Source organism: Paenibacillus caui, from assembly GCF_019904135.1.
Lineage (GTDB): Bacteria > Bacillota > Bacilli > Paenibacillales > Paenibacillaceae > Fontibacillus > Fontibacillus caui.
Genome location: NZ_JAIOGQ010000022.1, coordinates 72681 through 81790 on the forward strand (window position 1 = coordinate 72681; position 9110 = coordinate 81790).

The following is a 9110-nucleotide window of genomic DNA, read 5'->3' on the forward strand; positions in this document are numbered from 1 at the left end:
GTTAAACGAAAGGAGGTCATGCCGAATGGATAAGTACCCACAGCAGTCAAAAGGGCAGAAATTGATGCGCCTGTTGATGTTTACCGTGGCCATCTCATCGATGAGCGCTTTAATGTTTAATATCGTACTCCCGCAAATCAGTAAGGAGTTCAGCCTTTCTATCGCTGAGGCAAGCTGGCTGTCTACTGCCTACACGCTTATTTACGCATTCGGTACTGTCACTTACGGGAAATTGGCAGACCGGTTTCAGTTGAAAAATATACTGACCTTCGGACTTTTGATCTTTGCGATCGGTTCAATGGTCGGGCTGATCTCACATACCTTCTGGGTCGCTCTTCTCGGAAGGTGCTTGCAATCTGCCGGAGCTGCGGCTATTCCGGCTTCAGCCATGATCATCCCCATTCGCTACTTTCCTCCTGAGCGAAGAGGCTCCGCTTTGGGAATGTCTGCGGTAGGGGTTGCCATTGGCAGCGCTCTAGGGCCGGTCGTTTCTGCGCTCATTGTCAGCGTCGCTCATTGGCGGTGGCTGTTCGTCCCTCCCCTTCTCATCTTGATCACGCTGCCCTTTTACCGGAAATATTTAGAGCATGATCCGAAAAAAGAATCCGGAAGATTTGACTGGCTTGGTGGAGGATTACTTGCCGCCGCCACAGGCTTGCTTCTTCTTGGCATCACGAACCGGGCCTGGTGGTTATTAATTGGCGGTTTGGCGGCATTGCCCTTCTTTATTGCGCGAATCCGCTATGCGGAGGAGCCGTTTATTCAACCGAAACTGTTTCACAACAGAACCTATACACTCGGTCTAACCCTTATTTTTCTCATCAATGCCATAGGCGCCTCCTTATATTTTCTGACCCCGATTCTCCTTGCGGACGTATATGAACTGGATTCCAAGTGGATTGGATTTGCTATGGTTCCTGCTGCGGCAGCCTCATCCATTCTCGGCCGGAAAGGCGGGAAACTGGCGGACCTGAAAGGCAATGCATATTTGTTTGGTATCGCTTCGGCTTCGCTGATGTCCTGTTTTGTCCTGCTTTCCACTTTTACCGGAGCTTTGTCTGCATGGATCGCCAGCTTTTTAATTTTGGGTAATGTCGGGCAATCTTTCATGCTCATTGCAATGTCCAACTCGATTTCAAGAACACTGCCTAAAGAACAGGTGGGAGTAGGGATGGGGCTTTTCTCCATGATCAATTTTATTTCGCAGGGCATAGCCTCAGGCGTTTACAGCATCTTGATCGCGCTTGGTTCCTCTGCCTCCTGGAACCCGGTAAACAGTTATCCGAATAGTTATATTTACAGCAATATTTATCTCGTTCTGGCCGCCATGCATGTAGGCATTCTGATATTCTACAACGCTCTGTTTGGAAGAAGGAAGGCAGCTGTTCAGAAAACAGAAGCAGACCAGGCGAACGCCGAGATGGATTAACCGGGCTGCAAGACATCCATTACATTCCGATTATGATGAATTAAGCAAATGATTAGTCGAATAAAAAAAGAGGAAGGGTGGCGGATTAAATGGCAAACAACGCGAGGGAAGTTTTGTCCGGCGAATTGCTTTCATGGCCCGGGGTAACGCAGCAGCCTCACCGTTTTGGAGGAATTGAATTTCAATTTAAGGGAAAAGAAATCGGACACATGCATGGCGACCATCTGGTCGACCTGCTTTTGCCTAAACCGGTCCGCGATCAAGTGATTGCAGCCGGACAGGCAAGCCCCCACCACGTCTATCCGGATTCTGGCTGGGTATCCGTTTATTTGAAGTCCGATGCCGATTTGGACGCAGCGATTGAGCTTTTGCGAATCAAGTATGATAAACTCGCTGAAAAATCGGTATAAGAAAGCCAGTGTCTATTTTGAACTTGAGTCCCAGACGGAAAAGCAGCGGGAAGGCTTTAGTTCCCGCTGTCCGTCTTGAGGATCGTTTCGATCCGGTTTAATTCCTCTTCGGTGAAATCCGGTTGATTCAGCGCAGCCACGTTTTCCTCAATCTGGCTAGCGCGGCTTGCTCCGATCAGCGCGGAAGTTACCCGCCCGCCTCTCAGCACCCAGGCAAGGGCTAACTGGGCAAGGCTCTGGCCGCGCGTGGCCGCCATTTGGTTCAAGGCGCGAATTTTACGGAGTACTTCAGGCGTAATCTTGCTCTCTTGAAGCGCGCCTGTCGGGCTGGCGGCCCGGGAATTTACCGGGATGCCGTTTAAATATTTGCTGGTCAGCAGGCCCTGTGCCAAGGGACAGAAGGCAATGCTGCCGACGCCGTTCTCCTCCAGCACATCCTGCAGGCCGTTTTCAATCCAGCGCTCCAGCATGGAGTAGCTCGGCTGATGAATGAGCAGCGGCGTGCCCAGCTGCTTCAGAATCGAAATGGCCTCGGCCGTTTTTTCCGCGGAATAGCTCGAAATGCCGATATACAAAGCTTTTCCCGAACGGACGATCTGGTCCAGCGCCATCATCGTTTCTTCAAGCGGAGTTTCCGGGTCAAAGCGGTGCGAATAGAAAATGTCCACATAGTCAAGTCCCATGCGCTTCAAGCTTTGATCCAGACTGGAAATCAAATATTTGCGCGATCCCCATTCGCCATAAGGACCAGGCCACATATAATAGCCCGCTTTCGTGGAAATAACGAGTTCATCACGAAACGGTTTCAAATCTTTCTGAAGTACCTGGGCAAACATTTCTTCGGCAGAACCTGGAGGAGGTCCGTAATTGTTGGCCAAGTCAAAATGGGTAATGCCGAGATCAAACGCTTTGCGGATCATCTCGCGTCCATTTTCAAGGGTGTTCACACCGCCAAAATTGTGCCACAGCCCTAGTGAAATGGCGGGAAGCTTCAAACCGGAACGGCCCACGCGGTTATATTTCATCGTTTCATATCTTTCTTCGCTCGGTGAATATGCCATTTCCTGTTTCCTGCCTTTCCATTGATAGGATAGTTCTTCATCCAGGTTTTCATAAGAAAACGGTTACTCGCTGTGCCTGCCTTCTGTTCCTAGGTATGCAACCTTTCAGCAGCAGCCTCGCATACCTTTCCAATAGGCTCTGCAATCAGCAAATCCGCATGATGATCATATCCTGTAGAAGCCATATTGATCAGGACGGTGCGATTTCCCCGGAAATAATTGACGAATTGCGCAGCCGGATAAACCGTTAACGACGTCCCGCCTATGATCAGCATATCCGCGTTTTCAATAGCTTTGACCGACTGTTCAATCGTTCTGTCGTTTAGCGTCTCTCCATACAGGACGACATCAGGCTTCACAACTCCTCCGCATTCCCGGCAGGAAGGAACCGACTCGGTGCTTGCGATAATTTCATCCAGCGAGTGGAACGCCCCGCATTTCATGCAGTAGTTCCGGTGAATGGAGCCGTGCAGTTCCAGCACATTTTTGCTGCCTGCGAGCTGATGCAGACCATCGATATTTTGGGTGACAACGGCTGTCAGACGGCCTTGCTGCTCAAGCTGGGCCAGAAAGAGATGCGCGGCGTTCGGCTTCGCTTCCGGGTGGATCATTTTGGAACGGTAAAAATCAAAAAACACTTCGGGGTGTCTATCGAAAAACGGGCGGCTCAGTATCTCTTCAGGAGTGTAAGGCGAGTTCGTCTCTGTCTGATAAATGCCCGCCGCTGAGCGGAAATCCGGGATGCCGCTTTCCGTAGAAATCCCGGCTCCGCCAAAAAATACAATCCGGCTGCTCTCTTGAATCCATTCTGCAAAACGGTCAATATTAGATCCCATACCCATCTTCCTTCCCAGTTTTCATATCATCTGGCTTATCCTTGCGGTATTAATTCATTAAAGCTTCGGATCACTTCATCGGCATCTAGCAAATGGGAGGAGCATCCGTCTGGCGCATAACCAATTGTCAGCGCCGTTCCGGCCTGCCTCCCCATCTGCATATCCCCGTTGCTGTCGCCAATGACAATCGCCTCCTCGGGCCGGATCCCAAGCTCGGAACAGGCCAGCAGCACCATTTCGGGGTCGGGTTTCCCGCGCCTAACCCTGTCGTTCCCTACTATGGACGTGAAGAAAGGGTGGATCCCCATCCATTCCAAATGAAGGCGCGCTTCCGATGTACGGTCCGCCGTAACCACAGCGAGCGGAATTTCAAGCTGGGCACAACGTTCCAGCAGTTGAAGAAGTCCGGGCATCGGCCTTGCGCCGCGCTGCTCCCTGACCTTTTGCATCGCTGTTTTCAGCATTTGCCGCACTTGCTGCATAGCCTCATTCCAGGGAATTCCCGCTGCATACAGCTGCCAGGCCAGCACGGCCGTCGTCTCCTCTTCCGTAGCCATCGCAAGCGGCCCCTGATGATCATAATCGACCACGCTGCCATCCGAGTCCAGCTTAATACCGAGGACCTTTGAGCGATCCGATAACAATTTCCCTCCGGCAAGAGCCAAATGGTGCTCGAGCAGCTTCGTTACGTTAGACGCCCATTCACCCCAAAGGTGAACAAAATCGAGTAGTGTCCCGTCCTTGTCAAACAAGATGCCTTTAAAAGGAATCCTTCGTGTATTGATGTCGCAATAAGGCACCTTCAGCCCCCCTGTTACTCTTCTATCATTATTTTACCTTTTCGTTTTTCAACAATTCAACAGTTCGTCATAGATATGTAAATTGGTAGCGTTTTCAATAGTGATGTTGCTCACAGGTTGTACTCCTGTTATCGCTTACACTTAACTCAAAAAGTTAAAATTAAAAACATTAGGAGTGCTGGTGCGAATAGCTCGGGTAGCTACTCAAAAGGAGCCACAGGACATGAACAGATTGAATGCCTGGAAAGGTGAGTATTATTTCCTGAACTTACGGTTTCTGCTCATTGTATGCGTGTTTGTCGGCAATGCCATCGAGCCGCTTGTTTACCGGATGCCCGGACTTCATGCTCTGTATGTATGGATTTTCACCTTTCATATGCCGCTGTTTGTTTTCGCAACCGGATATTTTGCTAGACATAATCGGTTTGGCGAAAGCGGACGCAGGCTTATGCTGCAAATTGCCCTGCAATACGTTATATTTCAGAGCCTATATTCGGTCTTGGATTTGACACTATTCAAGGTGGCCGGTATTCACCACTCTTTCTTTGTCCCGTATCTGCTGCTCTGGTTTCTCGCCAGCCATCTGTTCTGGCGGCTGATCACGATTCTGATGCGCAAATGGCCGCCTCTGCTGCAATTGGCCGTTTCAACCCTCCTTGGAATCGCTATTGGTTACGCCAATGTCGATGGAACCTGGTTCAGCCTGTCCCGAACATTTGTGTACCTGCCCTTCTTCGTCGCGGGACTTCATTTTTCTGCGGATTTAGTTGTGAAAATTTTCACCTCCAAAATACGCTATGCCGCGCTTTCCGTTTCAGCCGTTTTGCTCGCTGCTGCAGCGGTCTGGGGCAATCATCTCCCGGTCGGCTGGCTGTACGGGAGCATGACCTATAGCCAGCTCGGCCAATACACGTGGTATGCGGGCCTGCTGCGCTTAGGGATGTATGCTCTGCAGTTGTGTGCCTCGGCCGCCTTCCTGTCTCTCGTTCCTATGCGGGAATGCCGGATGACGGATTGGGGACGCCGTACGCTGTACGTGTTCCTGCTGCATGGCCTGATCGTTCGTTTTGCGGCCGTCTCTCCTTTGTATGCGTACATTCACACTCCCTTATCGGCTGCTTCGCTCGTTCTATCTGCCGCTCTCCTGACCGTCCTGCTTTGCCAGCCGGCCATACGGCGAATCACTTCGCCAGTCATTGAGCCTCCGGTAGAATGGCTATTCAGCTTGACCCGGAGATTCAGGACCGTCCATGGTGTACGTATGACCAAATAACACAACTGGGTCTGAAAGGCCAAAATTCAGGTTCATTTTCCCCGGGACCTGTTTCAACCTAGTGAGCGGTGGTATATAAAAGTACGCGCATTAAAAACCATTACTTTTTGAGGAGTGATTTTTATGGCACGTAGCAAAGGAAAAATGAGCCGGGAAGAAGCGGGACGTCTGGGCGGTCAGGCCACCTCCAAAAACCATGGCAAGGAGTTTTATCAGGAGATAGGTTCAAAAGGCGGACTGGCCACCTCCAAATTGCATGACCGTGAATTTTACCAGGAAATCGGACAGAAAGGCGGAACATCCACTGCGGAATCCCATGACAAGGAATTTTACCGGGAAATCGGCAGAAAGGGCGGCCAGTCCCGCAGCAGCAAATGATGGCCTTGGTCTATAAGCAGCTTAATTCAGATAACCGCCCATAATTGAAGAAGCCCCGGAACATTCGGCGGCTTCTTTTGTTTGGCATTTTATTTGAAGCGGACGGGCTCTTCCAGCACTTTGATTTTGATCTCCGGTTCAAAAATCGGTTCGGACGGGACTAATGCGAATGAAATTTCATCCACTTGATCGGGAACTGGAGGAGTGATTATAAACTGCATCGTGATTTCTTCGGAGCCGCCGCTGCCCCCTCCCCTCCTCACCTCATAAGTTTCCAGTTCACTATACACGGCAAGGGTAAGATTGGGATCTAGATTGGCTCGTCCTCCTACAGTACCATTGTATTTGATGTTGAGCGTAAGCTCGCTCCAGTTGTCATACTGCATGATATGAGTCATTTGAAAAATAAAATCCCCCGCGGTCATCGTTTTCATCAGCGGAACAACCGTCCGGAGCTCTCCTTTATAGTCCGAACGGTTCATTCTGCGTACCGGACCGTTGATCATCCTGAGCAGTTCATGAATTTTGTATTCGCTTATGCCGAACCGGTCAACCCATTCTTCCACCAGCTCACCGCCCGGATATAAAGGTTTCTCTTTCGACAATTCCCTGCGCTGCCGCATCAGGCTTAGCAGCTGCTCGTCAAGCGCTCTGGCCTCATCGCTGTATTCATAAGCTTTGCTGACCAGTAGTCCCCAGCTTCTTCCCATTTTTCTGGCTCCTCTCCTGCTTTAGTCTCAAATTTATACCCATTCCTTCCCGTTAACCCCCATGAAAGCTGTATTCTGACTTGTGCTTCTCTATGTAATTCCACCTGCTTTTGGAAAATCCTGCCCCTTTCGGTTCGTTACCCGGGCAACCGACCTATCAAGCTTACGCTAAATGGTAGAAAACAAAATAAGGTTGTGATAGACTGTAAAGAAAAGCTTTAGCGGTTTACATTTCTAAAACTTCATTCTGCATATTTTGGGGGGAGACAATACATCATGGCAGCAAATAAAATGCGATCCGACATGATCAAGAAAGGCTTTGACCGGGCGCCGCACCGCAGCCTCTTACGTGCGGCAGGAGTCAAAGAGGAGGACTTCGACAAACCGTTTATCGCGGTATGCAACTCCTATATCGATATTGTTCCAGGTCATGTGCATTTGCAGGAATTCGGCAAAATTGTAAAGGAAGCCATCCGCGAAGCCGGCGGCGTTCCTTTTGAATTCAATACGATCGGCGTTGACGACGGCATCGCAATGGGGCATATCGGCATGCGCTATTCGCTGCCAAGCCGTGAAATCATTGCAGATTCCTTGGAAACCGTAGTTTCCGCGCACTGGTTCGACGGCATGGTCTGCATCCCGAACTGTGACAAAATCACTCCGGGTATGATGATGGGCGCGCTTCGCGTCAACATTCCAACGATCTTCGTCAGCGGCGGACCGATGAAAGCCGGTGTAGACAGCAAAGGCAACCGCTTGTCCCTGACTTCCGTATTTGAAGGCGTGGGCGCTTATCAGGCCGGCAAAATCGATGACAAGGGCCTGCTTGAACTTGAACAGTTCGGCTGTCCGACCTGCGGCTCCTGCTCCGGCATGTTTACGGCAAACTCGATGAACTGTCTGGCCGAAGCGCTGGGTCTTGCCCTGCCGGGCAACGGAACGATTCTGGCTGTTGCTGAAGAACGCCGCGAGTTCGTCAAGGAATCGGCCAAACAGCTGATGGAGCTGATCAAGCTTGATCTGAAGCCGCGTGATATCGTAACTAAAGAATCGATCGACAACGCTTTTGCGCTTGACATGGCCATGGGCGGATCGACCAATACCGTGCTCCATACGCTGGCGCTTGCCCAGGAAGCGGGCATCGACTACCCGCTGGAGCGGATTAACGAAGTTGCCAACCGCGTGCCGCATATCAGCAAGCTGGCTCCGGCATCCAACTATTTTATCGAAGACGTGCACCGGGCAGGCGGCGTAAGCGCCGTGCTGAACGAACTGCTTAAGAAACCGGACGCTATATTCGGGGAGTGCATGACGGTTAGCGGCAAAACGCTTCGCGAAAATGTAGAAGGCCATGAGATTCTGGATAAGGAAGTCATCCATCCGCTGGACAATCCGTATTCCGAACGCGGAGGACTGGCTGTTCTTTACGGCAACCTGGCGCCTGAAGGCTCGGTAATCAAAGTAGGCGCGGTTGATCCTTCCGTTGGAGGCTACCACAAGGGACCGGCCGTTTGCTTCGACTCCCAGGAGGAAGCGCTGGAAGGCATTGCAAACGGAAAAGTGAAGGAAGGAGCCGTTGTCGTTATTCGTTACGAAGGCCCTAAAGGCGGACCGGGCATGCCGGAAATGCTGGCTCCTACCTCGCAAATCGCAGGGATGGGCCTCGGCGCCAAAGTCGGCCTCATTACCGACGGCCGCTTCTCCGGCGCATCCCGCGGCATCAGTATTGGCCATATTTCTCCGGAAGCTGCCGAAGGCGGACCGATTGCCTTTGTTGAAGACGGAGATATTATCGAGCTCGACTTAAACAACCGCAAAATCGAGCTTCACATCAGCGACGAGGAATTCGCCCGCCGCCGTGAAGGCTGGAAAGGCTTCGAGCCGAAGGTGAAAACCGGCTATTTGGCCCGTTATTCCAAGCTCGTAACGAACGCAAGTTCAGGCGGAGTGCTGAAAATTTAAGTTTCATGGACCGGAATGAATGTACAGCTTCAACTCTAAATGCTGCGCGTTCATTCCGGAATCGAGTAGGAGGGGGCGGCTAACCCCCGTCCTCTCACACCACCGTACATGCGGGTCCGCATACGGCGGTTCCAAAAGGTTAACGAAGTTCCAAATAACGAGAAAGCAAACTTTTCAGCCCTTTCGCTTCCCAGAAAGAAGTCGGAAGGGCATTATTTGTGTTTCGAGACATTTCCCATGCACCACGCCGG

Annotated in this window: 9 protein-coding genes and 1 pseudogene; 5 read left to right on the top strand and 5 right to left on the bottom strand. The window is 51.1% G+C overall.

Features of this window, described 5'->3' with window-relative positions; all coding sequences use genetic code 11:
* The first annotated feature begins 25 nt into the window (after nucleotides 1-25).
* Together K7397_RS14045 and K7397_RS14050 are read left to right on the top strand one after the other, a co-directional pair.
* Entirely contained in the window at nucleotides 26-1429 is a 1404-nt protein-coding gene (locus K7397_RS14045) for an MFS transporter (RefSeq protein ID WP_223068569.1), read from the top strand.
* Nucleotides 1430-1518: 89 nt separating this feature from the next.
* Nucleotides 1519-1839 (top strand): luciferase domain-containing protein, encoded by a 321-nt coding sequence (locus K7397_RS14050; RefSeq protein WP_223068570.1) that lies wholly within the window; start codon nucleotides 1519-1521, stop codon nucleotides 1837-1839.
* Between the two features lie 56 nt (nucleotides 1840-1895).
* On the opposite strand, the gene mgrA is transcribed toward K7397_RS14050, so the two are convergent.
* From mgrA to K7397_RS14065, 3 genes are all read right to left on the bottom strand, one after another.
* Nucleotides 1896-2900 carry an L-glyceraldehyde 3-phosphate reductase gene (gene mgrA / locus K7397_RS14055; RefSeq protein WP_223068571.1) on the bottom strand — a complete coding sequence of 335 codons (1005 nt, stop codon included), beginning with the start codon at nucleotides 2898-2900 and terminating at the stop codon, nucleotides 1896-1898.
* Nucleotides 2901-2989: 89 nt separating this feature from the next.
* A complete protein-coding gene (locus K7397_RS14060) occupies nucleotides 2990-3736 on the bottom strand; it encodes an NAD-dependent protein deacylase (protein WP_223068572.1) in 747 nt (248 codons plus the stop codon).
* A 35-nt stretch (nucleotides 3737-3771) separates the two neighbouring features.
* Nucleotides 3772-4536, bottom strand: a complete 765-nt coding sequence (locus K7397_RS14065; RefSeq protein ID WP_223068573.1) for an HAD family hydrolase — start codon at nucleotides 4534-4536, stop codon at nucleotides 3772-3774.
* Between the two features lie 223 nt (nucleotides 4537-4759).
* On the opposite strand from K7397_RS14065, the gene K7397_RS14070 reads away from it, so the two are divergent.
* Together K7397_RS14070 and K7397_RS14075 are read left to right on the top strand one after the other, a co-directional pair.
* On the top strand, nucleotides 4760-5809 hold the full coding sequence (locus K7397_RS14070; RefSeq protein WP_223068574.1) for an acyltransferase family protein: 1050 nt from the start codon (nucleotides 4760-4762) through the stop codon (nucleotides 5807-5809).
* Nucleotides 5810-5932: 123 nt separating this feature from the next.
* Nucleotides 5933-6187, top strand: a complete 255-nt coding sequence (locus tag K7397_RS14075; protein WP_223068575.1) for a KGG domain-containing protein — start codon at nucleotides 5933-5935, stop codon at nucleotides 6185-6187.
* Between the two features lie 89 nt (nucleotides 6188-6276).
* Here K7397_RS14075 and K7397_RS14080 read toward each other — a convergent pair whose 3' ends face one another.
* Nucleotides 6277-6897 (bottom strand): hypothetical protein, encoded by a 621-nt coding sequence (locus tag K7397_RS14080; protein ID WP_223068576.1) that lies wholly within the window; start codon nucleotides 6895-6897, stop codon nucleotides 6277-6279.
* 276 nt (nucleotides 6898-7173) lie between these two features.
* Between K7397_RS14080 and ilvD the strand changes: the two genes are divergently transcribed.
* The gene (ilvD, locus tag K7397_RS14085) at nucleotides 7174-8859 is read left to right on the top strand and encodes a dihydroxy-acid dehydratase (protein WP_223068577.1); all 1686 of its coding nucleotides are present in this window, start codon (nucleotides 7174-7176) and stop codon (nucleotides 8857-8859) included.
* 139 nt (nucleotides 8860-8998) lie between these two features.
* Here ilvD and K7397_RS22050 read toward each other — a convergent pair.
* Nucleotides 8999-9110: pseudogene (locus K7397_RS22050) on the bottom strand (group II intron maturase-specific domain-containing protein); the annotation flags it as partial.

Excerpts from the sequence above, each read along its gene's own strand:
- K7397_RS14045 (WP_223068569.1), top strand. The coding sequence starts at position 26 with ATGGATAAGTACCCACAGCAGTCAAAAGGGCAGAAATTGATGCGCCTG.
- K7397_RS14050 (WP_223068570.1), top strand. The coding sequence starts at position 1,519 with ATGGCAAACAACGCGAGGGAAGTTTTGTCCGGCGAATTGCTTTCATGG.
- mgrA (WP_223068571.1), bottom strand. The coding sequence starts at position 2,900 with ATGGCATATTCACCGAGCGAAGAAAGATATGAAACGATGAAATATAAC.
- K7397_RS14060 (WP_223068572.1), bottom strand. The coding sequence starts at position 3,736 with ATGGGATCTAATATTGACCGTTTTGCAGAATGGATTCAAGAGAGCAGC.
- K7397_RS14070 (WP_223068574.1), top strand. The coding sequence starts at position 4,760 with ATGAACAGATTGAATGCCTGGAAAGGTGAGTATTATTTCCTGAACTTA.
- K7397_RS14075 (WP_223068575.1), top strand. The coding sequence starts at position 5,933 with ATGGCACGTAGCAAAGGAAAAATGAGCCGGGAAGAAGCGGGACGTCTG.
- K7397_RS14080 (WP_223068576.1), bottom strand. The coding sequence starts at position 6,897 with ATGGGAAGAAGCTGGGGACTACTGGTCAGCAAAGCTTATGAATACAGC.
- ilvD (WP_223068577.1), top strand. The coding sequence starts at position 7,174 with ATGGCAGCAAATAAAATGCGATCCGACATGATCAAGAAAGGCTTTGAC.